Here is a 25,143-nt window from a genome sequence, read left to right as displayed (position 1 = left end):
CCCCTTCTCTTCACTCGGTTCGAGGCGCGCACCACCCTGTCGGGGTGCGTGTGGTGAGTGTAGAGAGCGAAGTGCGCCCGGGGCACGCGGTTTTCGCGCGGGCCGGAACGGACCGAGGGTCCGGGGAGCGATGGACTCCCCGGACCCTGGGCCGCATACACCGCGGGGGACGCGGGTGTGTTTCTGCGACATCAAGAGAAACGATCCGCCGCGGTCCGGGTTACGCGGTTCGACGGAACTCCTCGCCCCACGGCGGCCGGTGCGGGTGGTGGTTGGTCTGGACCAGTGGGCGGGCCGGTCGCAGACTGTTCCGATGAACCCGTTACGGAGCACCTCGTGAGCACGCACCGGACCGGCGAGCTGCCGCTGCACCGGCTGGAGGTCCCGTTCCCGCACCTCCTGCCCTTCGCCATCGGATCCTTCGACTCCATCGGACCGCTCTCCCGCGCGAGCTTCCCGCACCGGCACGCGTTCTACGAGATCGTCCACGTCACCGGCGGTCGCGGCGCACACGTGCTGGACTTCGCCCACCGGCCCCTGGACCCGCCGCACTTGTGCGTGATCACCCCCGGCCAGGTCCACCACTGGGAGGACACCGACGGACTCACCGGCCGGGTGATGCTCTTCAACGAGGACTTCCTCCTCTCCCACCCCGACGACGCGGCCTCCCTGGACCTGCTGGCCGACCGGCCGTGGCTGCGCCTGAGGGACCGCCAGGACGGGATCCCGGAACTGCTGGCGGAGATGGAGCACGAGTACCGGACCCTGCGCACGGGGTACGCCGGGGTGCTGCGCGCCTACTTGCACATCCTGATCGTCCGGGCCCTGCGCAACCGCGAGCCCGGTCCGGGGCGGGAAGCCGTCGCACCGGGACGCGCCGCCGAGCTGGCCGCCGCCTTCACCCGCCTGATCGCGTCCCCGGGCGGTACGGAGTCCTCCGTCGCCTCCTGCGCGAAGGAGCTGGGGGTGTCCGCCGGGCACCTGCACGCGCTGGTGAAGGAGGCCACGGGCCAGACCCCGGGCCGGCTGATCCGCCGTCGCCAGACATTGGAGGCCAAGCGGCTGCTGGCCCGTACCGACCTCACGATCAGACAGGTGGCACGGGACACGGGCTTCGCCGACCCGGCGTACTTCTGCCGCTTCTTCCGGCGCGAAACGGGCCTCACCCCGGGGGACTACCGGGCGGCGATCGGCCCGGGGACCCACCTCACGGGCGGAGGAAATCACCATGATCCCCGGATCCCGTCCATCGCGGCCGCCGCGGAGGGAACCGTAGGTTGACGCCGAGGGGTCCGGGCGAGCGGGTGCGCGCCTCCCGCCCCCGGGCCGCGCCCCACCGCGGTCCGGGGGCCCGGATCAGCCCGCCACCTTCCCCGCCCCACGAGTGAGAAGGAGTCCGACCCGTGCCCAGCCCCGGAGAACACCCCACCGATCCGTCACGGTCCGCGCTGCCCGACGGCCTTCCCGCCCCCACCGGCCGGCCGAGCCGGCTGAGCCGCAAGAACTTCCTCAAGGCCGCCGCCCTCGCCGCCGGCACGCCGCTGCTCATCGGCGGCGGAGCGGCCCTGGCCCGCGACCAGCGCGGGGCCGGCGCCGCGCCCGGACTGACCCCGGCCTGCGACGACGGCGACCACCCCACCGTGCCCCAGACGGAGGGCCCCTACTTCAAGCCGAACTCCCCGCTGCGCACCTCGCTGGTGACCGCTTCCACCCCGGGCACCCGGCTCACGGTCAGCGGATACGTCTTCGGCCGGGCCTGCCTGCCCGTCGCGGGCGCCCTGCTCGACTTCTGGCAGGCCGACGTGAACGGCGCGTACGACAACACCGGGTTCGCGTTCCGGGGCCACCAGTTCACCGATGCCCAGGGCGCGTTCCGGCTGGCCACCATCGTGCCGGGGCTCTACCCGGGGCGCACCCGGCACCTCCACGTCAAGGTCCAGGCCCCGGGCCGGCCGGTGCTGACCACCCAGTTGTACTTTCCGGGGGAGCCGCGCAACAGCACGGACTCGATCTTCGACGCCCGGCTGCTGATGAACGTACGTCAGAACGGCCCGGGGAGGGAAGGCACCTTCGACTTCGTGCTGGACGTCCCGCAGACGCCGTCGCCGTCCCCCACCGCGACGTCCCCCGGCCCGAGCACCCCGCCCGCTGGCACCTGGGCGCCGGGGACCGCGTACCGGGCCGGTGACCGGGTCACCCACGGAGGGGCGGCGTACACCTGCGTCCAGGCGCACACCGCCGTGCCCGGCTGGGAGCCCCCGAACGTCCCCGCCCTGTGGCGCCGCGGCTGAGCCGTCCGCGCTCCCGGGCAGGCCGGCGCGGAGGCGACTGCGCGCCGGCCTCCGCGCCCCGGCCCGCGTAAGGATTCCGTCATCACCTCTGACCTGGTCTCACGCGTCCCTGACCCGTTGAATGCAGGGAACGGATCCCGCGAACGGATCCCCCGGAGGAGGCGGCACCAGTGGCAGAGACGAAGCGGCGGCGCGGCAGGCTGATCACCGGCGGCCTGGTCGCCGGGACCCTGGTGGCGGGGGTGGGGCTGTACTGGTTCCAGCCGTGGAAGCTGTGGCAGGACACGACCGTCAGCGACGCCCTGCCGACCGCGCCGGCAGCTGCCGCCCCTGCCGGAGCCGCGTCCCCGTCCGGTCCCGCCGATCCGCCGGTCACACTGGCCGGCGGCACCTTCACCAGCCACGAGCACGCCACCACGGGCAAGGCAGCCCTCATCCGGCTGCCCGACGGCTCCCACACGCTGCGCCTGGAGGGCCTCGACACCAGCGACGGGCCGGACCTGCGGGTGTGGCTCACCGACGCCCCGGTCCTGGAGGGCGTCGCGGGCTGGCGCGTCTTCGACGACGGCGCGCACGTGAGTCTCGGCAAGCTGAAGGGCAACAAGGGCGACCAGAACTACGCGCTCCCGGCGGGCGTGAACCCTGCCGACTACACCAGCGTCACGATCTGGTGCGACCGCTTCGACGTCTCCTTCGGCGCGGCGGCCCTCACCGTCGTCTGACACGGCGCCGCCCGGCACCCACGGCCGCGCACGGGGCGCGGGCGACCGGAGGGGCGGGCCTCAGGCCGTCGCGTACGGGCCCTGGGCGGCCATCGTGTTCTGCATCGCCGTCAGCCTGCGGACGAAGAGGACGGCGAGCACGCCGGCGATCACCGTGCCCAGGTCCGCGGCGATCCCGAGGAGGCCCGCGGCGAGCAGCTCGTCCACGGTTCCGGCCGCCATGTAGATCCGGCTGAAGACGCGGCCCGTGATCGCCGTGAGGACCCAGACCACCCACCAGGCCGTCAGCAGAGCGGCGGACGCCGTCCGCTCGGAGCCGTCGGGGCCGAGCTGGGTGCTGGCCCGCCAGGTCTCCAGGGCGATCCGGCGGGGCAGGAAGAGGTTCGCGACGGGGACGAACCAGGCGCCGATGGCCCAGCCCCGGCGCAGGGTGAAGGCGTCGGGGCGGAAGATGCCGCCGTTGCTCCGCACGCGGTGGAACCAGATGACGAAGACGATGACCGCGGGCAGCATCGTGAGGAGTTGGAGCGCTCCGGCCAGCATGGTGAGCACGGGTGACAGGCCGAGGTCCAGGTCGTCGAAGTGGGTGCCCCCGGGGAAGCCCCGCAACCACGACTGCTCGTACGCACCGGCCCCGGCGGAGAAGAGGTGCACCGCGGTCGCGGCGCCGAGCAGCCAGGTCAGGGCCGTCGCGAGGCCGTTCGGGGAACGCAGTACGTCCCCGGGCACCGGCGGAGCCACGGGAAAGGGCCCGCCGGGGTAGGAGTGCCCCTGCAGGGGCACCCCTACCCCCGGGGCGGGCTGCGGATGAGGCGGCGCCGAGTCGGGCGCGCTGAAGGACATGACGGTGGACCCCCCACGGGACGAATGATCTACGGACGCCCTGCCGGGCGGGCGGGGGCCTGGAGAAGATACGTCGGCGCCGTACCCGGAGTCCAGACGGTTTCTGCTGGTCAGAGCGCACGGGCCGGGGCGGGGGCGGTCAGGTCGTGCGCAGGAGGAGCATGGCGATGTCGTCCGTGTAGTGCGCGGCGGGCCGGGCGTGGCGGAGGAAGGCGTCCATCACGCGGTCGAGGGGGTGCCCGCCGTGCGAGGCCAGGATCCCGGCGAGCTCGTGGGCGGTCCGCTCGGGGTCGGTACCGGGGCTCTCCACCAGGCCGTCGGTGTAGAGCGCGAGCGTGGCGCCGGGCGGCATGGTCAGGACGGTGACGGGATAGACGATGCCGGTGCCGATGCCGAGCAGGGGGCCGGGGTCGAGCGCGACGGCGCCGGGGGGCCGGGCCGGCCGGTGCAGGAGCGGCGGCGGGTGGCCGGCGCTGGCCAGGAACACCTCGTGGCGGACGAGGTCGATGTGGGCGTACAGGCAGGACACGAGGAGGTCGGTCTCCAGGTCGGCCAGCACCCGGTTGGTCCGGGCGAGCACCTCGTCCGGCGGGGCGCCCGCGGTGGCGTGGATGGCCGTGCGGACCTGGCCCATGAGCGCGGCGGCGGCGACGTTGTGACCCTGGACGTCGCCGATGACGGCGGCGGCGCGGGTCTCGTCGACGCGGATGACGTCGTAGAAGTCGCCGCCGATCTCCAGGCCGTGGCTGGCGGGCAGGTAGCGGGCGGCGCTCTCCCACGCGGGGAGGGACGGCAGGCTGCGCGGCAGGAGGGCCTGCTGCAGGCCGTGGGCGAGGTCGCGGGTCGCGTCGTAGAGGCGGGCGCGGTCCAGGGCCTGGGCGATGAGGCCCGCCAGGGAGGTGAGGACGGCGCGTTCGTCGGCGCCGAAGCCGCGGGGCCGGTCGTAGGAGAGGATGCAGCACCCGACGGGCCGGCCGGACACGACCAGGGGGAGGAAGGCCCAGGCCTCCTTGCCGCTGATCTGTGGGGCCCGGGGGTAGTGGCGGGCCATTTCCTCGGGGCTGGCGAAGAAGGACGGGGTGCCGTCGGTGAGGACCTGCCCGGCGGGGGTCAGGTCGGTGTCCAGGGGGAGGCCGTCGAGGCGGTCGATGGTGTCCTGCTCGTAGCCGTGGTAGCCGGTGATCTTCAGGCGGCCGGCGTCCGCGGCGGACAGGACCAGCCCGTCGGCGCCGAACGCGGGCAGGATCTGATCGGCGACGAGTTCGACGACGTCGCGCACGGCCACGGTCTCGGTCAGGGCCGCTGCCAGGTGGACCAGCTGGTACAGCCGCCCGGAGCGGCTGTCCTCCGGGGCGGCGGAGCGGGCGGGCCGCGGCGCCGGAGCGGCCGCGCGGAGGCCGTCGTCGTCCGCGCGAGCGGGGGCGGGGGTGATGCGGACGCTGATGCCGCCGACGTCCGGGTACAGCTGGAAGTCCAAGGGCGTGTCCGGGGGGCGCAGGGCGGTGAAGCCGACCGGGTCGCGGCTGGTGACGGCCGCCCGGTAGTGGTCCTCGACGGTCGCGTCGTCCAGCCAGGGCAGCGACTGCCAGGGGCGGGTGCCCAGCAGCCGGCCGGCGTCGAGGCCGAGCAGCGAGGCCGCGGTGCCGCTCAGGTAGGTGATCCGGCCCTCCAGGTCCAGGGCGAGGGCCCCCTCGGGGAGGCGTTCGACGTAGTCCGCGGCGCTCTGCGCCGGCCCTCCGCCGAGCGGCGTGCCCGGGTCCGGGCCGGACGGGACCTGACGGTGCCGTCCGGGGCCGGGGGGAACCGTGCCGCTCTCGTCCAGCACGCGGGCGATGCGCCGGGCGGCCGCTCCGATGTGGCCCCGCTCCCGGGGGGTGGCCCGGGCCGGATGGCTTGCGGGCCAGCACAGGAGCAGGGCCCCCCAACGCCGGTCCCGGCCCCGCAGCGGGGCCGCGGCGAGCGGGAACCGGTACGGCAGGCCCTCGGGGACGCGCGGGGAGGAGTACGCCGGGTCGTCCTGCGCGCCCACCCACACCAGACGGTCCTCGCGGGCCGCGTCGCTCACGGGGACGGGCGCGCTCAACGGCACCCGCCGCCAGCTGCGCGCCACCTCGTCCGGCAGCCCGGACGACACCGTCAGGTGGAGTACCTGCGCGCCCCCGTCCAGCAGGAAGAGGGCTGCGGCGCAGGCCCCGGTACGGCGCGCCGTCTCGGCCAGCACCCCGTCGAGTACGCCCGCTGCCGCTTCCTCCGGGGGCCCGGCGCCGTGGGGCCCGTCATCGCGGCCGGACACCACGCGCCCCGATCGGGCCGACCGTTCCATCAGCCATAGTGTGGAGAATACGCCCGAAATGCGGCACGGGCGGGGCGCCCGGGCACTGCTTCTCGGGCCGTGCGCGGAGCCGGACGCTGAGGGCTGCGAGGGTGGCGGCACCGAGGTGGATGCGGGCGCGGAGCCCGCGGCCTCAGGGTCTTCTCAGGGCGTAGTGGTGGCGTGTTCGGCCTGGCAGCGGTCGGCTCCCTCCGGAGGCGCGAGGAGCGCGAAGTCGGCGAAGTCGAAGCCGGGTGTCACCAGGCAGCTGACCAGGACCTCGTCCGAACCGGCGGGGCAGGCGCTCTGCCAGTGGCCGGCGGGCACGCACACCTGCAGTTCGGCGCCCGGGGAAGTGCGCGGTCCCAGGAGGTGCTCGGTGATGGTGGTCGGTGCCGGTCCGGGCGGGCTGACGGACAGGGAGAGGGGGCCGCCGTCGCGCCAGAGCCAGATCTCGTCACTGGCCACCGTGTGCCACTGGGACCGTTCCGGTGGTGCCAGCAGATAGTGGATGAGGGTGGCCGAAGGCCGCCGGCCGTGGCCGGTCGGGTGCGGAACGCTCAGCGGACTGGTGTAGATCCTGCGGTACCAGCCGCCCTCGGGATGGGGGTTCAAGTCGAGGGCGCGGACCGTATCGGATGCGGAATTCACTGGTGGCGGCCTCCGGCCGGGACGGGAGTCCGTGCGACGGCGGGCGGGCCGTAGCGCTCGTAGTAGTCCCGGAGCAGCCCGGACTCCTCCAGGACGGTATCGGCCCAGGCGGGGTCCACGCCTCGGGGCGCGGGGCGGTTGGCGAGGGCGCAGGCGCCGGTGAGCATGCCCGCGTACACGAGGTCGGAGTGGAGGTTGCTGATGCTGTCGGTCTCGTGGAAGTTCACGGGGCGGCCTCCGGCCAGGACGGTCACGTCGACGCCTCCCCGGAGGTGGTGGGTGCGGGTGAAGGGGTGGGGCGCGTCGAAGGCCGGGGGCTGTTGCGGAGCGAGCGCAGCGAGGGCGGGGAGGTCGAACTCGATGTCGCGGCTGCTGACGCTGGCGAGGTAGGCGGGGCGTACCAGGGCTTCGAACTCGCGGGTGGACATGCTGGTGCGGCCGGTGGCGCCGAAGATGAGCAGGGGCGCGTGCCGGGTGAGGAGCGTGTCGAGTTCGCGTGCGGTGGTGTAGCCGCTCTCGTGGGCGTCGATGAGGTGGAGGAAGTCCGCGTCGTGGACCGCCACGCGCATGCGTCGCTGGGTCAGGAGCGCGGCGATCTGGGCGCCCACGTTGCCGTAGCCGATGACCAGGGCGGGCTGGCCCTCGATCTTCAAGGCGGGCAGGAGTTCCAGTGCTGTGGAGACCGCCTTCTCCGCGATCCAGTACGACTCGATGCGTCCCTTGAGCCGGGACTGGGCCACGGAGAACACCGGGAAGGGAAGTTCGTGCTCGCGGCCCTGAAGCTTGTAGATCCCGGACATGGTCTGCTCCACGACCCCTGCCCAAGAGCCGGCGGCCCCGGCGTGCCGCGGGTCCGCGTCACGTGCCCCGTCCAGCAGGGCGGGAGCGATGTATCCGCCGTCGTCCAGGGCGAGGCAGCGCAAGCCCCGCCCGCGTGCGCGGGCGGTGTGCCTGGTGACGGCTTCGGGATCCGTGGAGTCGCAGAGGTGCACTCCCAGTTCTGCGAGGTGGCCGTGGACGCGGTGCCGCCATTGGTACGCGTAGTCCTTGCGCAGGACCGTCATGGCGTCCAGGGGAGCGCCCAGCTCGGCAAGGCACTGGACGAGGTGGACGAGGTCGGTCAGGAAGTGGCCCGTGACGACGACCGCGAAACCCGCGAGCGGCTTGCCGTCGCGCAGCCGCTCGACCGCCGCGCTCATCAGGGGCAGTTCGCCCGCCACCCGCTGCGTTTCCCGCGCGGAGAGGGGCTGGCGGTGCCAGATCTCCGCCCACCGTCCCAGGGAGGCTGCCGGCAGGATGCCCGCGGTGTCGGACAGCCGCAGGTTCAGGTGCAGCATGGACGTTTCAGCAGTGTCGCGGCGCATCTCGGTGGAGACGAACATCCGGGCGTGCAGACCGGGTCCGAGCCGGGCCGTCAGCTCGCCTTCGACGTGGCGGAGCGATGCGCCGTCGCCGACGGCTTCGCACAGGCGACGGGCCGCGCGGGACAGGAGGTGGGGGCCGTCTTCGGGAGCGGCGGAGACGAGGACCGTGGTCGCCGCGAAGGAGGCGAGGGCGTGTGCGGGCGCCGGATCACGGTGGTCCGGACGTCGGATGGGCACGTGTTGAATTCTCGATCTGTTCGGCGTTGAATGTTTGCCTGTTTGTACTCGGCGGAAGCCGTCCTCCGCAAAACGCATTCAAAATCAACTAGTGTGAACATAGGGAATTCGTGTGAAGGTGACCGCCCGAGGGACCGTCGATCATCCGGCTTCAGCGATCTGGGGCCGGATTGCCGCATTCGGCGATATCGCACAATGGCATCCGCTGATCTCCTTCAGCGCACTGGAGGCCGCGCCCGGTCCCGGAGGGGGGATCGTCAGGGCCCTCACGACGCAGGACGGCGCGACGATCCGCGAGGAACTCCTCGCCAGTGATCCCGGGGCCCGCAGGCTCTCGTACACGTTCCTGACCAGCCCGTTCCCCGCGAGGAACTATCGGGCCGCCATGGAGGTGTCAGGAACGGGATCCGCCACCTCCTGCCTCGTCACCTGGTCGGCGACATTCGAACCGCATGACCCGGCAGACGGCCCACGGCTGAGGTCATTGTTCGGGGACGACGTATTCCGGGCCGGAATCCGAGCGCTGAGCCCGTTCCGTCCGTGACTGGAAATCTTCGGCACGCCCTGACGGGAATGATTCGCGCATGGCATTCGAACACAAAGAGCCGCTACGGGTTTTCGCGCCCGCTCGAAAGTATCTTCTCCTCGATGCGCGGGAGGACGTCATGCTGACGGCGCATGACGGGGTCGAAACAACGGCTACGTGTTGAGCTGCCAGACGGCCGCGTTGAGGGCCGCCGCGAAGGCCACCCACAGCAGGTAGGGGAGGAACAGGAGCGCCGCCGTGCGGCTCAGCCGGCGGAAGTGGACCAGCGTGGTGATGACCGCCGCCAGCAGCAGGGCGATGTCCAGCAGGGCGAGCCCGTACTGGCGGGCGCCGAAGAACAAGGGCGTCCAGGCCAGGTTCAGGGCGAGCTGTACGCCCCACCAGGCGAGGGCGCGCCGGGCGCGCGAGCGGTCGGGGTGGCGCCAGACCAGCCACCCCGCGACGGCGATCGCGGCGTACAGGACGGTCCACACCGGGCCGAACAGCCAGCCGGGCGGTGCCCACGCCGGCCGGCGCAGCGCCCCGTAGACCTCGCCCGCGTCGGCGGAGGCGAGGGCCCCGAGGGCGGCGACGCAGAAGGTCACGGCGAGGAAGGCGGCGAGGGCGGCCCAGCTCCTCGCCCCGCCCCGCCGCGCGGGGGTCGGCGTCGGCCTCGGTGTCGCGGATGCTGCCACGGCTGGACTCCTGGTGGATTCGGTGTGCTCCGGGGTGGTGCCGCCCGCGCGGATGTCGACTGCCGCGGCGGCCTCACGTCTTCCCTTCTGTCCCGGGGCGCCCGCCGGATTCGCACCGATGGGGAAACCCGCCGCGGTTCGTGGCCGGCCTCCCCCGGACGCCCTCGCCCCGGCGCAGGCTTGACCGGAGGGGACGCGGGGCACCCGCCCCGTACGGGACGCACCACGAGGAGCCGCTGTGACCGGTCTGGACGCCTTCACCGAAGAACTCGACGGTCCGATGTACGTGGTCACCGCCGCGGCCGGGGGCCGGCGGGCGGGCTGCCTGGTGGGCTTCGCCTCACAGTGCTCGATCCACCCGCCGCGGTTCGTGGTGTGGCTGTCCACCGCCAACCACACCTACCGCGTCGCCCGCGGGGCCTCCCACCTCACGGTCCACCTGCTGCGCGAGGACCAGAGGGAGCTGGCCGAACGGTTCGGGAGCGTGACCGGGGACAGCGTCGACACGTTCGCCCGGACGGACTGGCGGCCCGGGACCGAGGGCAGTCCGGTCCTGGCGGAAGCCGACACCTGGTTCACCGGCCGCGTCGAGGGACAGATCGAAGGCGGTGACCACGTGGGCTTCCTCCTGGCCCCCGTCGCCGAGGGCAGGCCCGGAACGGGACGGCCCGGCACCGGCGGGCCCGCCGGAGGCCGTCCCGGCGGGAGGCCGCGTCCCGGCCCCCTCCGGTACGGCGACGTCCGGGACGTGGAACCCGGGCACGCGCCCTGACCCGGCGCACCCCCTCCCTCACCGCCCCCACCTGCCTCACCGGGACCGTGACCGTGACCGGGTGAGCGAGCGGCTGCGCCCGGCGAGGCGGTGCAGGCGGGGGTAGCGCTCGCGGCGCGCCCGCGCGTGCCGGTCCAGCTCCTCCATCAGCCTCTCGGAACGCTTCTCCACGCTCAGCTCGTCCAGTACGCGGTCCGCCTCGGCGAGCAGCGCCCCGTACAGCTGCCACTGCTCCGGGTGGCGCGCCATCTCCTCCGGCAGCAGGGCAGCGAGGCGCTCGCGGCTCTGGCGGGCGGTGGCCAGCTCCTCGGAGAGCCGGGACTCGGCCGCCTCCGCGTTGGCGCTGACCTGGGCCGTGATGAGCTGGGCGAAGGACTCCACCGCGACCGCCGTGTGCCGGTACAGGTCGTTCAGCGCGAGGGCCGCCTTCGGCGGGAAGAGCGGCTCGTCGCCGCGGACCCGGGCGAGGTCGGTGAGCGTACGGCAGGACACGCGCAGCACCACCGCGCAGATCTCCAGCGTGTCCAGCCCGGTGCGCAGCACCAGCCGGAAGAGGAGCCCCTCGCGGACGCGCGGATTGAGCCGCAGGCTGTCCTCGGCCTGCCGCAGCGCGCCGTCGACCTCGGCGATGTCGTTGTCGAGCCGGCGGGCCTCGTGCAGGCGGGCGGCGGCCTTCTCGACCGTCGTCGCGTCGCCCGACTCCTCGCCGATGTGCAGCAGCAGGGTGCGCATGCGCGCGGCCAGGTCGGTGATGGCCTCGCTGGCGGGCCCGACCCAGACCGGCGGGACGAACAGGACGTTGAACGCGAGGCCGACCGCGGCCCCGATCAGCGTTTCCAGCACCCGGTCCCAAGCCGTGTCCGCGACCCGCGTCACGCCGAGGACCAGCATGGCGCTGATCGCCACCTCCGGGACGAACTCGCCCGCCTTGACGACCCGGCCGACGACCAGCGAGGCCAGGATGATCAGTCCCAGGCTCCACCACGTCAGTCCGACCAGGGCGCTGAACCCGATCGCGAGCAGCACCCCGGCGACGACCGCGTTCACGCGCCGGATGCCCGTCGTGAGCGTCGTGTACAGGGTCACCTGGACGACGAGCAGCGCGGTCAGCGGAGCCGTCAGCGGAGCCGGTTCGCTGCTGAGCCGCAGCGCGACGACGTAGGAGACGACCGCGGCGGCGGTCGAGCGGAAGGCCTGGACGACGGCCGGCTCCCGGTACCGGCGTGCGAGGTGGAGCAGACGGGCAGTTGCATGTGTCATACGCCGTGCCTGCCCCGATCAGGCGAAACCATCACCGCGGAGTTCACCCGGTCCGCCCGCGCTCCGCGCGTGGCGCGCCCGCGAACCGGACCCCGGAGCGGCTCCGAAGCGGAATCGGAGCGGAACCGCGGTGCATCCTCCGGGGCGTCGGCGGCGGAATGCACGGCGTATCCGGTACCCAGGAGGACGGGGACGGACGGAGAGCGGAGGACACCGTGCACACGCGTCGGACGAGTCGGAACGTACTGGTCGTCGGAGCGGGCCTGTCGGGGCTCGCCTGCGCCCGCGACCTCGCGGCGGCCGGGCTGTCGGTACAGGTGCTGGAGGCCGGTGACGCCGTCGGCGGCCGGGTCCGCAGCGACCGGGTGCGGGGCTTCGTCATCGACCGCGGGTTCCAGGTGTTCAACACCTCCTACCCGCAGGTCAAGGCCCGGATGGACCTGCGGGCCCTGAGGCTCTCGCCGTTCACCCCCGGAGTGGTGACCCACACGGGCGGAGGGCGGCTGCGGCGCCTCGTCGACCCGAGCCGGCGCCCGCGCGAGGCGCGCCGGTTGCTCTCGAGCGGCGTGTCCCCCCGGGACCTGGCCGCCCTCGGCGCACTGTCCGCCCGTGACCTGTGCGCCCCGGCCGCCCTGCTCCGCCGCGGCGGCGGGGAGCGTACGACCCGCGACGTGCTGCGCGGGGCCGGGTTCTCGGACGCCTTCGTCGAGGAGTTCTTCCGGCCGTTCCTGTCCGGGGTGTTCCTGGAGGACGAACTGGAGACGTCGGGCCGCGTCTTCCACCTCGTCTGGCGCAGCATGCTGCGCGGCACCCTGTGCCTGCCCGCCTCCGGCATCGGGGCGGTCCCCGCGCAGCTCGCCGACGGCCTGCCCCCGGGCACGGTCCGCCTGGAGACGGCCGTCACCGCGCTCACCGACGACGGCGTGCTCACCGCGGAGCACGGCGAACTGGCGGCCGCCGCCGTGGTCGTGGCCACCGGGCCGGGTGCGGCCCGGCGCCTGCTGGACGGGGTCGAGCCGCCTGCGTACCGGACCGTGACGACCTGGTACCACGCGGCCCCGGGCCTGCGCGGGTACGGACCCGACCTGGTCACGGACGTGGCGCGCCGGTTCCTGAACACCTGCGTCCTGAGCGAGGTGTCGCCCGGCTACGCGCCCGCCGGGACGTCCCTCGTCGCCACCTCCGTACGGGGAACCGGATCGCCCGCCACCGGAAAGGCACTGCTCGGGACGCTCGCGGAGGTGTACGGGACGGACACCGCGGCCTGGGAGGAGGTGGCCGTGCGCACCGTCGAGGAGGCGCTGCCCGCGATGACGGGCCCGTGGCCGCTCTCCCGCCCCGCGCGGCTCGGCGCGCACCGCTACGTGTGCGGGGACCACCGGGCCACCGGTTCGGTGCAGGGGGCGCTGGCGTCGGGGGCCCGGGCGGCCCGCGAGGTCGTGGAGGACCTCGCCGGGGCGGCCCGCTGACATCCCACCGCGTCCCGGGGGCCCGTCCGGTACGGCCGCGTTCAGGCCATCAGTGCCACCAGCTGCCGGGCCGCCCGCGCCGGGCCCAGGGAGCGGACCTGACGGCTCAGGCCCGCCAGCCCGTGCCCCGGGGCGTCCAGCAGCGCCGACACGGCCCCGCCCACGTCGTCGGCGCGCAGTCCGTGCGGGTCCAGGCACAGGCCGGCGCCCGCCCGCTCGGCGTCGTGGGCGATGGCGAACTGGTCGCTGGAGAACGGCAGCACCAGGGCCGGCACCCCGGCGGCCAGGCACTCCGTGAACGAGTTGTTGCCGCCGTGGTGGACCATGGCGTCCACCCGCGACAGCAGGGCCTGCTGGGGGACGGTCGCCGCGATCGCCGTACGGGGACCCGCCAGGTGGGCGAGCACGTCGGCCCGGTCGCCCGCGGCCAGGACGACCGACACGTCGGGCCGCGCGGCGAGGATGCCCCGGCACACCGTCTCGAGCACGTCCTCCCGGGCCGAGAGGAAGGTGCCGAGCGCCACCAGCACCACGCGGCGGCCCGCCCGCCGCAGCCGGCGCAGCTCGGTCTCCCAGAAGGGGCCCGGGCCGGCCGCCTCCGCACGCGTGCAGTGCCCGCTGAAGACGTACCGGGGGTCCTGTTCCGGCCCGGGCAGCCAGTCCAGCCGCGGATAGTTCAGGACCACGGCGTGCGGGGAGCTCAGGGAGAACGCCCGGCCCGGCGCGGGCCGGTGCGGGGTGTGGCGGGCGGCGAACGCGGCGAACAGCGCCGTGAAGGCGACGTCGTTGGCCCGCGCCTCCCGGCGCAGCGCGAGGAGGTCCGCCGCCGGCGGCCGTACCGCCCGCGGCCAGGCGTACGGCACCCCGAACAGGGCGCCCGCGGAGTGCGTGAGGTAGCTCGGGTGCCCCGGGCAGAACGTCGCGTACGGCAGTCCCAGGCAGTGCAGCGCGAGCGTCACCGCATAGCTCAGCTGGTCCACCACGTACCAGTCGGCGGGCCACCGGGCGTGCAGCGCGCGCAGCTCCGCCAGGACGCGTTCGGGCTCCGCGAGCATGTCGGCCCGGCGGTGCCGGGCCTGGGCGAGCAGCGCGGGAACGGCACCCTCCCGGGTGGCGTCGAGGAACTCCTCCAGCCGCGCCGCCTCCTCCCGGCCCTGCTCCGTGTGCCGGGCGATGCCGGTGTTCGCGTTGCGGGTGACCGTCAGCGGGGTGAAGTCCACGCCCGCGTCCCCGGCCAGCGGAGCGAAGGCCTCGGCGCAGGCGAAGCGCACCTCGGCTCCCGCGGCCCGCAGCTCGCCGGCCAGCACGGACAGCGGCTGCGCGTGGGACCGGAAGGGGGGTGCGATCACGTGGACGCGGGGCATGCGGGCTCACTTCCGTAGGTCGGCTCCGGGCTCGCGGCCCTCGGCACGGGTACGCGGTATCCGGTGCTCCGTACTCGGCACTCTGCTGCTCTTCCGCCGCGCGGCCCGCCGCGGAGGCAGCGCGGGGCGGAAAGTCCCGGCGCGGCCGCGCCCGGCGTGTCGCGGGCGACCCGTGGGCGGAGCCGGCGCATCCGAAGCCGTCGGGCCGGCGGAAGCAGGGGTGACCTCCCACCCGAGCGAGAGAGCAGGGCCCCGTGGACTCAGCCGCCGCGCACGACAGGCCGGATCCGTTCGTCGCGGTCCGCCACGCGTTCTGGACGCCCGGCGCGCCCCGGGGGCTGCCGCTCCCCGCCGGGGCGCTGGCCCCCTACCTGCGGGCCGAGTACCTCCCCTCCGGGCAGGCCGGCGCCCTCTCCGATCCCGCCGACCACCGGATCGCCCGGCTGCGGCGGTCCCTGCGCCTCGGTCTGGCCACCCCGCCGGAGGAGCTCGTGGCCGTCGCCCGGTACGGGGACCGGCGCACGCGCGGCACGGTCACCGAAGCGTGGCCCGGCTCCCTGCGCCGCTACGGGACCGATCGCGCCCGCCGCGCCCTGGGCGACGAGCTGCCGCGCTGTACGGACCCCCGTACCGCCGCGTTCCTCCTCGACCTGGCCACGGCGGGCCGGCTGAGGCCCCTGGACGCCGTCCGCTGGGCGCGGCTGCGGGCACGGGAGCCGTTCACGGCCCGCCCCGCCCGGCACGCCCTGTGGCGGCACCTCGCGCGGCACCCGCACGACCGCGGTCTGCTGCCCGCACCCGGTACGGCCCGCGACCCGTACGAACGGCTCCTGCTCACCGCCGCGTCGGGCGCGCGGCTGCTCGACCCCCCGCGGATCCCCGGGGGCGGGGGGCTCCTGGTCGTGCAGTCCATGCTGCTCGGCGCCATGGACAGCCCCGGCGAGGGCGCCAGCGGCGGCCTCGGGGTGCTCCTGGGAAGCCTGGGCGACGCGCTCGCGCTCACCGACCCCGTCGACGGGGTCATCACCCTCGTCACGGGCGGTGGCGGCAAGGCCCCGGCCCAGGGCCCGGACCCGGGGCTCCTGCGGCCGCGCGGCCCCGGGCACTGGATCCTCGGCCTGCCCGCCGACATCCACGCCGACGCCGACACCGCGGGCGCGGGCGCGGTCACCTGGTGGACGGAGCGGCTGCTGGGCGAGCTGGCCCGCCGGCCCGACCTGGTGCACGTCCGGTACGCCGACGACGGCTCCCTCGCCGTCGCGGAGGCGGCCCGGCGCCTGGGGGCCCGCGTGGTCTTCACCGCCACCCCGGACCCGCACCGCCGCGTGAGCGAGCGGCACGCGGGCGGCCGGGGCCGTACGGCGGCCGACCGGGAAGAGCTGCGCCAGGACCTGCACCGGGTCTTCGCCGCCGACCGGCTGGTCGAACGGGCCGACGAGGTCGTCGGGATCCCGGGCCCCGGCGGCACGGCCGAGCTGGTCCGCCACTTTCCGCAACTCGCGGGCGTACGGGGCGGCAGGGGGCCCGCCGCGCCCCCGGAGGGCATCACCGCCCACCGGGCCCTGCCGGACGAGCGCCCGCGCGGCGACCGGCTGCTGGAGCTGCTGTTCAGCGCGGGCGACCGGCCGTCGGCGCTGGACCCGGCCGACCGGGGGCTGCCGCTCCTGCTCACCGTCGGCCGGCTGCACCCGCTCAAGCAGCAGCACGTGCTGGTGCGGGCCTGGATCGAGTCGGGGCTGCACCTGCGCTCCACTCTGGTCGTCGTGGGCGGATCGGCCCGCGCCGACGCGGCGGACACGGCGGAACGCGACGTGCGCACCGCCATCGCGGGCCTGTGCGCGGCCCGTCCCGAGGCCGCCGCGCGCCTCGCCCTGGTCCCGGCCCTGCCCAACGCGGAGGTGCGCTGCCTGGAACGGGCCCTGGCCCGCTCCGCCACCACCGGCCGGGCCCACTACGTCTGCCCCAGCGCCAAGGAGGAGTTCGGGATCGCGGTCCTGGAGGCCATGGACGCGGGTCTGCCCGTCGCCGCGACGGGCCGCGGGGGCGTCCCGCACTACCTCCGGGACACGGTCAACGGCCTGCTCCTGGACACGTCCTCGGCCGCGCGGCTGGCGCAGGGGGTGGAACGCCTGCTGGCGCTGCCGGACGGCGACGTCGCCGCGATGACGGCACGGGCCGCCGAGACCGTCCGCGGCGACTACTCGATCGAGGCCGCCGCGTCGGCGTTCGCCTCGGTCTACGCCGGCCTGGCCCGGGCGGGGCAACGCGAAGGCCTCCCGGCTCGGGGCCGGGAGGCCTTCGCGTGAGACCGGACGACTACCAATAGTGACGCCTCCCGCCGACCGCGTGACCGACGGACCCCATGATCCACAGGACGGCACCGATGACCACCAGGATGATCCCGAGGGTCCAGAGGATGGAGATGCCGAGGAGCCAGCCGATGATCAACAGGACGATTCCGAGTGCGATCATGTTTTTTCTCCCATCTCGCGATCGGCTTCTGCCCCGTCCCGGCGACGCCATGCCTGCGAGGGGCCCCCGGCCGGATCCGGCGTGCGGGACCTGCCCCGTACGGCCCGGACACCGCGTGCGGCTGCCGCGCACGGGGCCCGCGCGGACCCGGACGGCGCGGGAGGGCGCCGCACGAAAGCGCTGCACGAGCGGTGCGCGCCGCCCGCGTCCCCGGAGGCTCCCATACTGGAGAGCAGCGGCCGCCGGAAGGCGGCGGGCGCCCGATCCGGGGGGACCACAGGAGGGCACCATGAGCGCACACCTGATCCCGCCGGGCGAGACGCCCCCGGCCGAGGGCTCCATCGCCGAGGCCCACCAGGAGCGGCCCGACGGGGGCCTGTGGGAGCACCCCCGGTTCCTGCTGGCGCTCATCGTGCTCGGCGCCGTCCTCTTCGCGGGGTTCTTCGCCGCCCGGATCGCGGGCTTCTGATCCGGCCGGGGTCCCCGTCCGGGGCGGAGCGGGCGCGGCGCGTCAGCGCACCTCGTCCAGCAGGCCCGTGGCGACGTCGAAGACGAAGCCGCGGACCGCGTCCGTGTGCGGGACGAACGGGCTCGCCGCGATGCGCCGCACGGACTGCCGCACGTCCTCGTGCGGGTCCGTGAACGCCTCGGCGGACCAGGGCGGGCGGATGCCGGTGTCTTCCGTGACCTGCTGTTTGAACGCGTCGTCGGTGAAGGTCACCATGCCGCAGTCGGTGTGGTGGATGAGGATTATCTCCCTCGTACCCAGGAGGCGCTGGCTGATGGCCAGCGAGCGGATCTCGTCCTCGGTGACGACCCCGCCGGCGTTACGGATCACGTGCGCCTCACCGGGCCGCAGGCCGAGTGCGCCGTACACGTCGAGCCGGGCGTCCATGCAGGCGACGACGGCGACCTGCCGGGAGGGTGGAAGGGGGAGCGGGCCGGTGAAGGACGCCGCGTAGGCCTTGTTGTTGGCGAGGTACTCATCGGTGACGGACATGCCGCCTCGCTCTCTCGTTGGCGTTGCGGCCAGGCTAGTGACGGGTCAGGCCACCCGGAGGGCTCCCCTCCGCCCCGCCACGCGACCGCAACACTCCCGCATCACACCGGCCCGTCTCCCGGCCCGCGGTCCGGCGCGGACCGCAGGGCGAGGGCCGCGCAGTGGCCCTCCGGGACCAGGACGTCCGTCAGGGTCCAGCCCGGCAGGGCGGCCGGGTCGGGACCCGAACCGACGTAGTCCGCGGCGGGGTTCTCCGACAGGCCGACCCCCAGGCCCTTGAGGTAGGCCTCCTTGCGCGTCCACACGCGGGTGAAGGCGGGCGAGCGCTCCCCGGCGGGGAGGACCGCCAGTTCGGCGGCCTCCCTCGGGTGCAGTACGTCGGACAGCTCCGGGATCGTGCGCGGCGCCACCAGCTCCTCCACGTCCACCCCGACCGGGGCGGACGCGAACGCCAGCAGACTGATTCCGGCGCAGTGCGAGAGCGAGAAGTGCAGGGCGCCGCCCGGGAGCACGGGCCGGCCGTGCGGTTCGTCGCAGTGGGCGCACGGGGCCCGTTCGACGGTGACCTCGCGCGGGGCGAGGCCCAGGTACGCACCCAGCAGCCTGCGCAGCGCGACGTGCGCGCAGACGTACGAGTCGCGGTCGGCCGCCCGTACGAACTCGGCGGCGCGGGCCAGTTCCTGCGCGTCCAGCGTGCCCGGGGCGTGCCGGGCGGCGTGCACCCGGTAGTCGGTGGTGTCCACGAGCCACAGCTGCGGGCTCGCGGCCACCAGGACGGCCCGCGCCGGTCCCGGGTCCGACAGCCTTTCCGGTAGCAGGAGTTGCCGTGTGACCAGCGTCATCGGATCCTCCTCAGACGGCCGCGGGGACGGGGAGCTGCTCCACCGGCGCCGGCTCCTCGACCCGCGCGGGGTGGCGCAGGGCGATGACCGCGGCCAGCGGCGAGACGAAGGCGATCGCACCGCACAGCAGCCAGGTGGTCTGGACACCCAGCACCAGGGAGAGCGAGCTGAAGACGGCGATGGAGATGGGCGCGGTGCCGATGCCGGCCAGGGAGAGGGTGGACATGGCCGCGCCCATCCGGTCCTCGGGGGCGGACTGCTGGTAAAGGGTCACGATGGCGGGCCCGTTGAGCCCGGACAGCAGGCCGACCCCGGCGGCGACGGCGGTGAGGGAGGCCACGGACGGCATCAGGGCCATCACCAGGATTCCGGCGGCGAGGCCGACCCCGGTGACCACGAGGCGTACGAACATCGGGATGCGGTGGGCCATCGCTGCGCCGACCGCGCTGGAGCCGAGGGCGCCCACGCTGAACGCGGCCAGCACGATGCCCACGGCGCCCACGCCCCAGCCGCGCTCGGACACCAGCAGGGGAAGCGCCACCTCGGCGGGCCAGCTGAAGGCCAGGTCCAGGCAGAGGGCGGCGATGAACATCCAGCGCAGGCGGGGGTTGCGGGCCAGCAGCCGGAACCCGTCGCCCGACCGCTTGACCAGGGAGACGCCGGGCTCCGGCTTCGGGCGGACGAACCCGTGGGTGACGTGCAGCAGGCAGCCGAGCCAGATCGCGCCGGTGACGGCGCCGGCGACCATGGCCAGCCACAGTTCGCCGACGGTGATCAGGAAGGCTCCGGCGGGTGCGCCGAGGATGGGCGCGACGCGCAGGACCATGGCGTAGAGGGAGTTCGCACGGGCCAGTTGGTCGCCGCGGGCGAACATCGGCAGCAGGACGCCCGAGGCCGGTCCGGCCAGTCCGAGGAGCACGCCCTCGACGAGGGCGATCACCACCAGCGGCCACAGCTCGTGCGAGGTCGCGGTGACGACGGCTCCGACGGCGAGCAGGACGACGCGGGCGGCGGTGGTCCGCAGGAGGACGAAGCGCGGGCCGAGGGTGTCGGCCACGGCCCCGCCGAAGATCAGCATGAGGGCGCGGGGCACGGTCGCCGCGAGCATCAGCAGGGTGACCGCGCGGGTGCCGCCGAGTTCGACGGCGGTCCAGTTCATGGCGATGAGCAGGGCGAAGCTGCCGAGCTGAACGGCGGCCTGGCCGCCGACGAGGGAGCCGACCCGGCCCCACTGGACCGGAGCCTGTGCCTGCGGCTTCGGGACCTGCGGTTGTTCGGCCTGCTGTGCGGGGGTGTCCATGGTGCACCTGTTCTCTGCGAGGGCTGAGGGGTGAGGGAGGGGCAATTCGCCGGGCGGGTCAGACGTGGTGGGGGCCGGCCAGGGCGGCGGCGACGGCCCGGCGGGCGGCGCGCGCCAGGTCGGAACTCCGGGGGGTGGCGCCGGTGGTGCGCAGTTCCAGGCGGCCGCCGAGATGGCCGAGGCCGGCCGAGCCGAGGGCGCGGTACGCGGCCGTGGCCGCCACGGCGGCGGAGCCGGTCCCGGGCACGGGGCCCACGGTGACCCCCGGGACCTCCGAGAGCCGGAACCGCCCGCGCACGCAGGCGGCGTGTCCCCGGCGCCCGCCGGGCCCGCGCCGCCCGACCCGCCGCCCGGCACCGCGCGGGGCGGCGGCCCACGGGCCGCCCGGCCGGCCCGGAACGGCCGACGGGGCCGCCCCGCCCGCGCCGGGGTCGTACTGCCCCGGTGCGGGAGGCGCGCCGGGCGCCGGGCCGGACAACCCGACCGCGGGGGCCGGACGGGAAGCCGGGGTGGGTTCCCGTCCGGCCTGCCGGTCGAGCCGATGACCGCCGACCGGGACGCTTGCCGGACCGGGCCTCCCCGGCGTGGGTTCCGCGGTGCCGTCCGGGGTGCCCGGGGCGGGCCGGTCGGTGAGGGCGCCGGGGGTGGGGCGCGGGGCGTTCATGCCGGGTTTCCGAGGGGGACCGACGCGGGCGTCGCGTGGACCGGGGCGTCCGGGGACCAGAGGTCCGCGGGGTCCAGGTCGGCGACCCGGTACTTTCCGACCGCGCTGACCAGCAGCCGCAGTTCCAGCGCCAGCGCGTCCGCCAGGCGGACCAGGCCCTCCTCGCCGTCCTCGTCCACCGCCAGCAGCGCCGCCCGGCCCAGGCCCACCGCCGTCGCGCCGAGCGCGAGCGCCCGTACCGCGCGGCCGCCCTCCCAGATCCGCCCCGTGGCGAGGAGGTCCCCGCCCGGCCGGCCGATCCGGCGCAGGCACTCCCCGAGCGGCAGCCCGACCTGGTCCAGGAACACCCGGGGTGCCCAGCCGGTGCCGCCCTCGGCGCCGTCGACCGTGACCGCGTCGGCGCCCGCCGCCCACGCGGTCGCGGCGGCCCGCGCGATGTCCCGGCCCGGGTGGAACTTCACCCAGGTGCGGGCCAGCGGGAAGTTGTTCCGCATGAACCGCAGCTGCTGGCGGACGATCTCCTCGGTGAACGTGCCCGGCGTCGCGCAGCGCAACTGCCGCCCCGCCCCGTCGCCCAGCAGGTCCCGTACGGCGAACCGGCCGGCCAGCCGGTCCGCTTCGGCCGCGCCCACCACCGTCATCCCGCCGAGCCCGGGCTTGGCGCCCTGGCCCACCTTCAGCTCGAAGCCCAGCCGTCCCGAGTCCCGCAGCGCCCGGGTCCCCGGGTCGCTGTAGAGGAGGTTCCACACCTCGGAGTCGGCGTCCTCGGTGGACTGCTGGACCACGACTCCGCCGGTGCCGTCCGGGACGGCCTCCGCGTACGCCGCGACGCGCTCCAGCAGCGCCGAGCGGGAGGCGCCGTCCGCGCCGCCCCGGGCGTACCCGTGCACCGGCACCATGTTCTCGCCGATCACCATCGGGATGCCGAGCCGGGCCGCCTGCCGGCCCGCCGCCACCCCGAGGTCCCCGCTGCCGGCCCGGGTGGACCCGAACGCGGACAGGTACAGCGGGAGCCGGGCGGCGAAGCCGCCGACCGAGGTGTGCAGGTCGACGTCCTCGTACGAGGGCTCGCGGCCCAGGTCGATCAGTTTCTCCAGCCGCCGCGGCATGAAGACCGGCGGCGCGATCCGCAGCGCGTCCAGTGCGTCCGGCGCGCCGGGCGCGTCCGCGCCCCCGTCGCCGGCCGGCCCCCGCGCGCCGCCCGCCCCGAACAGCTCCGCCCCGTAGGCGTCCGCCGCCGGGAAGACCTCGGCGGTCCCCGCCCGGGCCCGGGCCCGTACCGCCCGCTCCGGGAACCCCGGAGCACCCAGCCCGCTCACGGCGCGATCACCCCCGGCAGCTTCGGGTAGGCGCTGACCTGCCAGAGCGCGTCCAGCCCGGTCAGGAACCGGACGAGGCGCTGCAGGCCCATCCCGAAGCCGGCGCTGGGCTCGATGCCCTCGCGGGCCATCTCCAGGTACCAGGCGTACTTGGCCGGGTTCTCCCCGCTCTCCCGCATCCGGGTCACGATCGCCGCGTAGCCGGACTCGCGCTCGCTTCCGCTGACCAGCTCGCCGAAGCCGCCGTGCGCGATCAGGTCGAAGTTGCGCAGCACGCCCGGGCGTTCCGGGTCCTCGCGGTCGTAGAAGCCGCGCGAACCCTTGGGGTAGTCGTTGATGAAGAAGGGGCGGTCGGCCTCCAGCGAGAGGACCTTTTCGCCCGCCCAGTCGATCTCCGCGTCCGGGCTCTGCGGATGGCCCCGGCCGATCAGCCGCGCCACCGCCTCTCCGTGCGTGCAGGAGTCGAACTTCCCCGACCGCAGCTCCGCGAAGTCCAGCTCGTCCCGGCCCAGTTCGCGCAGCACCTCGGGAACGGCCGTCCACACGTGGTCGACCACGCTGGTGAGCAGGCCGGCCGCCAGCTCCTGGACGTCGGCGCGGCTGCCGCCCGCCAGTTCCACGTCGATCTGGTGGAACTCCACCAGGTGCCGGCCGGTGGCCGCCGTCTCCGGCGGCTCCACCCGGACGTTCGGGGCGATGTAGAAGAGGCGCGGAAAGCCCTGCAGCGAGGCCTGCTTGTAGAGGATGGCGCTCGTCATCAGCTTGTACGGCTGTCCGTAGTAGTCGACGTCCAGCGCCTTCGCGCCGCGTCCGCCCGGATCGGTGACCGGGCCCACCAGCGGGGGCAGCAGTTCCACGAAGCCCTCGCCGCGCAGGAACTCCCGCGCGGCGTGCAGGGCTTCCTGCTGGACGAGCATCGCGGACCGCAGCTGCGGCGAGCGCAGGTGTGCGGCCAGCGGGGGAGGGGTCGGGAGGTCCATGTCGGCTCCTGTTCGTCTGCGGGTCGGTGGGGGTGGAGCAGGGAGCGGTGGGGCAGGAAGCGGTGGGGGACGGGCCGGCAGGGATTGGGCCGGAGGGGGAGCGGGCACGGCCGTCGGGGCGACGGCGGCGCCGTTCACACCGGACTCCGCACGCCGCCGGCTTCGGCAACGGCGGCCGGGCCGGTCCCGGCGCGGGATGCGTCGCCGGCTCCGTCGCCGGCCCCGTCGTCGTAGCGCCGCGCGACCCGGCCCAGGGCGACCAGCAGCCCGTCCGAGGTCATCGACCGCACGGGCGCCAGCGCCCGTCCGCCCGGGGGCGCGTACGGAGCCACCGGCATGGCCCCGGTCTCCGACCAGCGCAGCCGGCCGGCCGCGTCCACGAAGCTGCGCGAGCGCCCCGCGTTGTCCGGGTGCAGGCAGTACGGGACGTCCAGCACGCCCCGCGCGAACGCGGTCCGCAGGGACCGGCCCAGGTCCTCGCCGAGCTCCAGCACGGCCTCCACGAAGGCCCGCGCCTCGCGGTACACCTCGCTGTCCGCCGGCTGTGCCGGTTCGCCCGGCGGCGCCGTGAGCGCCGCGGTGGCCGCGGCCGTCTCCAGCGCCCGTACGTTCTCCAGCACCGTCGGGATCCGGTGGGCCTCGGCGGCGGTCTTCACGATCAGCCGCTGCGCCCCGGCCGTCACCGCGAGCCGCGCCGAGGCCTCCAGCAGCCGGGTCGCCCCGCGTTCGGTGTGCGGGAAGACCCCCATGTACGTGTAGAGGACGACGTGCCGGTCCACGTCCGGGGGCAGGAACTCGCCGGCCAGCCGGCGCAGCGCCCGTACGGCCTCCGCGTCCTGCGCGGGGTCGGTCTGCTGCGCGTAGCTGAGGGACACGCTGCGGATGCCGTGCCGGACGAAGAACATCCCCTCCAGCAGGCTGATCGCCACCAGCAGTCCGGGCGGGCAGAGCTGGCCGAGCATGCAGCCGCCGAAGCTCTCCAGGTGCGGTGTCCGCGCCGCGGGCACCAGGGTGGCCAGCAGCTCGCAGCAGCGCGCCCAGTTGTCCACGGACTCGGCGAGCGGGGTGCGCCCGTAGGGCAGGCAGTACGAGACCGGTCCGCCCTCGGTGGCGTCCAGTCCGGCGGCGGCGAGAGCCCGGACGATCGCCTCGGGCCGGGAGGACCCGTGCCGCACCTGGACGGGGAACCCGGCGTCCAGCACGCCCGCCAGGAGCCTCCGGGTCAGGTCGGCGGAGTGGGTCGCGATCGGGTAGCCGTTGAGCGGCACGCCCTCGGCGAGGGCGGCGCGCGCGGCGGCGTGGTCCCCGACCCGGGTGTAGCTGTCGATGGTCAGGGTGCCGACGGTGGTGGCCACGGCGGACTTGGTGCGCTCCAGCCCCGCCCGCATCCGGCGCGGGTCGCCGAAGCCCATGCGGGGCTGCACGACGAGCTGCCCGGAGGCGGCGGCCTCGGCGACGAACGCACCGAAGGACGGGGAGGGCGGTGGTGCGGGCAGGGGGGCCACGTTCGGTGCGGCGAGCGTGGCGGCGGTCATGCGACGGCCTGAGCGGCGGCAGCGGCGTCGAGCGAGGTGAGGAAGGTCCGCAGCGCGCCCACGTCGCCGTCGTCGAAGACGGCGTCGCAGCCGGCGTCGAGGAGGCGACGGCGCTGCTCGGGGTCGGCCGTGCCGGCCACGCCGAGCTTGCCGCCGATGACGACCGGGAGGGTGAAGCCGGCTCCGCGCAGCGCGCGCACGGCGCTGAGGCCGTCCCGGTAGCCGTGCCCGTTCACACTGCTGATGACCACGAGACCGGGTTCCTCGGCCGTGCAGGCTCCGGTCAGCAGCTCGTCCGTGACACAGGGACCCAGATTGCGGACCGGGTGCCCGAGCTCCTCCAGGAGCAGCTGCAGATAGACGAGATTCCAGGTGTGGGAATCCGAAGCCGTACCCGTCAGCAAGATGTTCACATTCCTTCTTCGCATACGGAGAATATAGGAAGCCCGGCGCCCGGCGAGGGGCAGTCGGACCGGCAGGATGGCGGAATGAGGAAAGGATTCCCGCGGGCGCCGGCCGGACATGC

24 protein-coding genes are annotated in these 25,143 nt (G+C 74.9%); 8 read left to right on the top strand and 16 right to left on the bottom strand.

Annotated features, from left to right (window positions below):
* The first annotated feature begins 336 nt into the window (after nucleotides 1–336).
* The 3 genes from ACZ6S8_RS33825 (at nucleotide 337) to ACZ6S8_RS33815 (ending at nucleotide 3,013) form a co-directional block, all read left to right on the top strand.
* Nucleotides 337–1,281 (top strand): AraC family transcriptional regulator, encoded by a 945-nt coding sequence (locus ACZ6S8_RS33825; RefSeq protein ID WP_469461485.1) that lies wholly within the window; start codon nucleotides 337–339, stop codon nucleotides 1,279–1,281.
* 167 nt (nucleotides 1,282–1,448) lie between these two features.
* On the top strand, nucleotides 1,449–2,291 hold the full coding sequence (locus ACZ6S8_RS33820) for a dioxygenase family protein (protein WP_469461559.1): 843 nt from the start codon (nucleotides 1,449–1,451) through the stop codon (nucleotides 2,289–2,291).
* 170 nt (nucleotides 2,292–2,461) lie between these two features.
* Nucleotides 2,462–3,013 carry a DM13 domain-containing protein gene (locus ACZ6S8_RS33815; protein WP_469461483.1) on the top strand — a complete coding sequence of 184 codons (552 nt, stop codon included), beginning with the start codon at nucleotides 2,462–2,464 and terminating at the stop codon, nucleotides 3,011–3,013.
* Nucleotides 3,014–3,073: 60 nt separating this feature from the next.
* Here ACZ6S8_RS33815 and ACZ6S8_RS33810 read toward each other — a convergent pair whose 3' ends face one another.
* The 4 genes from ACZ6S8_RS33810 to ACZ6S8_RS33795 all read right to left on the bottom strand — a co-directional run bounded on the left by ACZ6S8_RS33810 (nucleotide 3,074) and on the right by ACZ6S8_RS33795 (nucleotide 8,419).
* Nucleotides 3,074–3,742 carry a DUF4328 domain-containing protein gene (locus ACZ6S8_RS33810; protein WP_469461482.1) on the bottom strand — a complete coding sequence of 223 codons (669 nt, stop codon included), beginning with the start codon at nucleotides 3,740–3,742 and terminating at the stop codon, nucleotides 3,074–3,076.
* A gap of 253 nt (nucleotides 3,743–3,995) precedes the next feature.
* A complete protein-coding gene (locus tag ACZ6S8_RS33805; RefSeq protein WP_469461480.1) occupies nucleotides 3,996–6,179 on the bottom strand; it encodes a SpoIIE family protein phosphatase in 2,184 nt (727 codons plus the stop codon).
* Between the two features lie 153 nt (nucleotides 6,180–6,332).
* Nucleotides 6,333–6,818, bottom strand: a complete 486-nt coding sequence (locus ACZ6S8_RS33800; RefSeq protein WP_469461478.1) for a cupin domain-containing protein — start codon at nucleotides 6,816–6,818, stop codon at nucleotides 6,333–6,335.
* A complete protein-coding gene (locus ACZ6S8_RS33795; RefSeq protein ID WP_469461476.1) occupies nucleotides 6,815–8,419 on the bottom strand; it encodes a Rossmann-fold NAD(P)-binding domain-containing protein in 1,605 nt (534 codons plus the stop codon). Before ACZ6S8_RS33795 ends, ACZ6S8_RS33800 begins: the two co-directional genes overlap by 4 nt.
* Before the next feature lie 112 nt (nucleotides 8,420–8,531).
* On the opposite strand from ACZ6S8_RS33795, the gene ACZ6S8_RS33790 reads away from it, so the two are divergent.
* On the top strand, nucleotides 8,532–8,963 hold the full coding sequence (locus tag ACZ6S8_RS33790; RefSeq protein ID WP_469461473.1) for an SRPBCC family protein: 432 nt from the start codon (nucleotides 8,532–8,534) through the stop codon (nucleotides 8,961–8,963).
* Between the two features lie 155 nt (nucleotides 8,964–9,118).
* Here ACZ6S8_RS33790 and ACZ6S8_RS33785 read toward each other — a convergent pair whose 3' ends face one another.
* Entirely contained in the window at nucleotides 9,119–9,640 is a 522-nt protein-coding gene (locus ACZ6S8_RS33785) for a TspO/MBR family protein (RefSeq protein ID WP_469461471.1), read from the bottom strand.
* Nucleotides 9,641–9,878: 238 nt separating this feature from the next.
* On the opposite strand from ACZ6S8_RS33785, the gene ACZ6S8_RS33780 reads away from it, so the two are divergent.
* Nucleotides 9,879–10,412 carry a flavin reductase family protein gene (locus ACZ6S8_RS33780; RefSeq protein WP_469461469.1) on the top strand — a complete coding sequence of 178 codons (534 nt, stop codon included), beginning with the start codon at nucleotides 9,879–9,881 and terminating at the stop codon, nucleotides 10,410–10,412.
* Between the two features lie 36 nt (nucleotides 10,413–10,448).
* Here ACZ6S8_RS33780 and ACZ6S8_RS33775 read toward each other — a convergent pair whose 3' ends face one another.
* Nucleotides 10,449–11,672 (bottom strand): FUSC family protein, encoded by a 1,224-nt coding sequence (locus ACZ6S8_RS33775; RefSeq protein WP_469461467.1) that lies wholly within the window; start codon nucleotides 11,670–11,672, stop codon nucleotides 10,449–10,451.
* A gap of 215 nt (nucleotides 11,673–11,887) precedes the next feature.
* On the opposite strand from ACZ6S8_RS33775, the gene ACZ6S8_RS33770 reads away from it, so the two are divergent.
* Nucleotides 11,888–13,141 carry an NAD(P)/FAD-dependent oxidoreductase gene (locus tag ACZ6S8_RS33770; protein WP_469461464.1) on the top strand — a complete coding sequence of 418 codons (1,254 nt, stop codon included), beginning with the start codon at nucleotides 11,888–11,890 and terminating at the stop codon, nucleotides 13,139–13,141.
* 41 nt (nucleotides 13,142–13,182) lie between these two features.
* Here the strand turns inward: ACZ6S8_RS33770 and ACZ6S8_RS33765 are convergent, their stop codons facing one another.
* Complete coding sequence (locus tag ACZ6S8_RS33765) at nucleotides 13,183–14,505, bottom strand: glycosyltransferase (RefSeq protein ID WP_469461463.1); 1,323 nt, start codon at nucleotides 14,503–14,505, stop codon at nucleotides 13,183–13,185.
* 254 nt (nucleotides 14,506–14,759) lie between these two features.
* On the opposite strand from ACZ6S8_RS33765, the gene ACZ6S8_RS33760 reads away from it, so the two are divergent.
* Nucleotides 14,760–16,811, top strand: a complete 2,052-nt coding sequence (locus tag ACZ6S8_RS33760) for a glycosyltransferase (protein ID WP_469461461.1) — start codon at nucleotides 14,760–14,762, stop codon at nucleotides 16,809–16,811.
* Nucleotides 16,812–16,821: 10 nt separating this feature from the next.
* Here ACZ6S8_RS33760 and ACZ6S8_RS33755 read toward each other — a convergent pair whose 3' ends face one another.
* Nucleotides 16,822–16,977: a DUF6131 family protein gene (locus ACZ6S8_RS33755; RefSeq protein WP_351280811.1), complete on the bottom strand. Its 156-nt coding sequence runs from the start codon at nucleotides 16,975–16,977 to the stop codon at nucleotides 16,822–16,824.
* A 289-nt stretch (nucleotides 16,978–17,266) separates the two neighbouring features.
* Between ACZ6S8_RS33755 and ACZ6S8_RS33750 the strand changes: the two genes are divergently transcribed.
* On the top strand, nucleotides 17,267–17,446 hold the full coding sequence (locus ACZ6S8_RS33750) for a DUF6480 family protein (RefSeq protein ID WP_469461458.1): 180 nt from the start codon (nucleotides 17,267–17,269) through the stop codon (nucleotides 17,444–17,446).
* 42 nt (nucleotides 17,447–17,488) lie between these two features.
* Here the strand turns inward: ACZ6S8_RS33750 and ACZ6S8_RS33745 are convergent, their stop codons facing one another.
* The 8 genes from ACZ6S8_RS33745 to ACZ6S8_RS33710 all read right to left on the bottom strand — a co-directional run bounded on the left by ACZ6S8_RS33745 (nucleotide 17,489) and on the right by ACZ6S8_RS33710 (nucleotide 25,030).
* Nucleotides 17,489–17,977: a beta-class carbonic anhydrase gene (locus ACZ6S8_RS33745; protein WP_469461456.1), complete on the bottom strand. Its 489-nt coding sequence runs from the start codon at nucleotides 17,975–17,977 to the stop codon at nucleotides 17,489–17,491.
* 101 nt (nucleotides 17,978–18,078) lie between these two features.
* On the bottom strand, nucleotides 18,079–18,819 hold the full coding sequence (locus tag ACZ6S8_RS33740; RefSeq protein ID WP_469461454.1) for a 4'-phosphopantetheinyl transferase family protein: 741 nt from the start codon (nucleotides 18,817–18,819) through the stop codon (nucleotides 18,079–18,081).
* A gap of 10 nt (nucleotides 18,820–18,829) precedes the next feature.
* Nucleotides 18,830–20,119: an MFS transporter gene (locus ACZ6S8_RS33735; protein WP_469461452.1), complete on the bottom strand. Its 1,290-nt coding sequence runs from the start codon at nucleotides 20,117–20,119 to the stop codon at nucleotides 18,830–18,832.
* A 58-nt stretch (nucleotides 20,120–20,177) separates the two neighbouring features.
* Complete coding sequence (locus ACZ6S8_RS33730) at nucleotides 20,178–20,366, bottom strand: hypothetical protein (RefSeq protein ID WP_469461451.1); 189 nt, start codon at nucleotides 20,364–20,366, stop codon at nucleotides 20,178–20,180.
* A gap of 413 nt (nucleotides 20,367–20,779) precedes the next feature.
* Nucleotides 20,780–22,102 (bottom strand): glutamate synthase-related protein, encoded by a 1,323-nt coding sequence (locus ACZ6S8_RS33725; protein ID WP_469461449.1) that lies wholly within the window; start codon nucleotides 22,100–22,102, stop codon nucleotides 20,780–20,782.
* A complete protein-coding gene (locus ACZ6S8_RS33720) occupies nucleotides 22,099–23,082 on the bottom strand; it encodes an asparagine synthetase A (protein ID WP_469461448.1) in 984 nt (327 codons plus the stop codon). Before ACZ6S8_RS33720 ends, ACZ6S8_RS33725 begins: the two co-directional genes overlap by 4 nt.
* 134 nt (nucleotides 23,083–23,216) lie before the next feature.
* Nucleotides 23,217–24,617, bottom strand: coding sequence for a methylaspartate mutase (locus tag ACZ6S8_RS33715; RefSeq protein WP_469461447.1), 1,401 nt, complete (start codon nucleotides 24,615–24,617; stop codon nucleotides 23,217–23,219).
* Nucleotides 24,614–25,030: a cobalamin B12-binding domain-containing protein gene (locus ACZ6S8_RS33710; protein WP_469461445.1), complete on the bottom strand. Its 417-nt coding sequence runs from the start codon at nucleotides 25,028–25,030 to the stop codon at nucleotides 24,614–24,616. Before ACZ6S8_RS33710 ends, ACZ6S8_RS33715 begins: the two co-directional genes overlap by 4 nt.
* Between the last annotated feature and the right edge of the window lie 113 nt (nucleotides 25,031–25,143).

The organism is Streptomyces sp. NPDC048461 (assembly GCF_055587105.1).
This window is presented reverse-complemented; position numbering and strand designations above follow the sequence as displayed.

Coding starts and splice junctions, on each gene's coding strand:
- ACZ6S8_RS33805 (WP_469461480.1), bottom strand. CDS start 6,179: ATGGAACGGTCGGCCCGATCGGGGCGCGTGGTGTCCGGCCGCGATGAC.
- ACZ6S8_RS33775 (WP_469461467.1), bottom strand. CDS start 11,672: ATGACACATGCAACTGCCCGTCTGCTCCACCTCGCACGCCGGTACCGG.
- ACZ6S8_RS33765 (WP_469461463.1), bottom strand. CDS start 14,505: ATGCCCCGCGTCCACGTGATCGCACCCCCCTTCCGGTCCCACGCGCAG.
- ACZ6S8_RS33755 (WP_351280811.1), bottom strand. CDS start 16,977: ATGATCGCACTCGGAATCGTCCTGTTGATCATCGGCTGGCTCCTCGGC.
- ACZ6S8_RS33750 (WP_469461458.1), top strand. CDS start 17,267: ATGAGCGCACACCTGATCCCGCCGGGCGAGACGCCCCCGGCCGAGGGC.
- ACZ6S8_RS33745 (WP_469461456.1), bottom strand. CDS start 17,977: ATGTCCGTCACCGATGAGTACCTCGCCAACAACAAGGCCTACGCGGCG.
- ACZ6S8_RS33740 (WP_469461454.1), bottom strand. CDS start 18,819: ATGACGCTGGTCACACGGCAACTCCTGCTACCGGAAAGGCTGTCGGAC.
- ACZ6S8_RS33735 (WP_469461452.1), bottom strand. CDS start 20,119: ATGGACACCCCCGCACAGCAGGCCGAACAACCGCAGGTCCCGAAGCCG.
- ACZ6S8_RS33720 (WP_469461448.1), bottom strand. CDS start 23,082: ATGGACCTCCCGACCCCTCCCCCGCTGGCCGCACACCTGCGCTCGCCG.
- ACZ6S8_RS33715 (WP_469461447.1), bottom strand. CDS start 24,617: ATGACCGCCGCCACGCTCGCCGCACCGAACGTGGCCCCCCTGCCCGCA.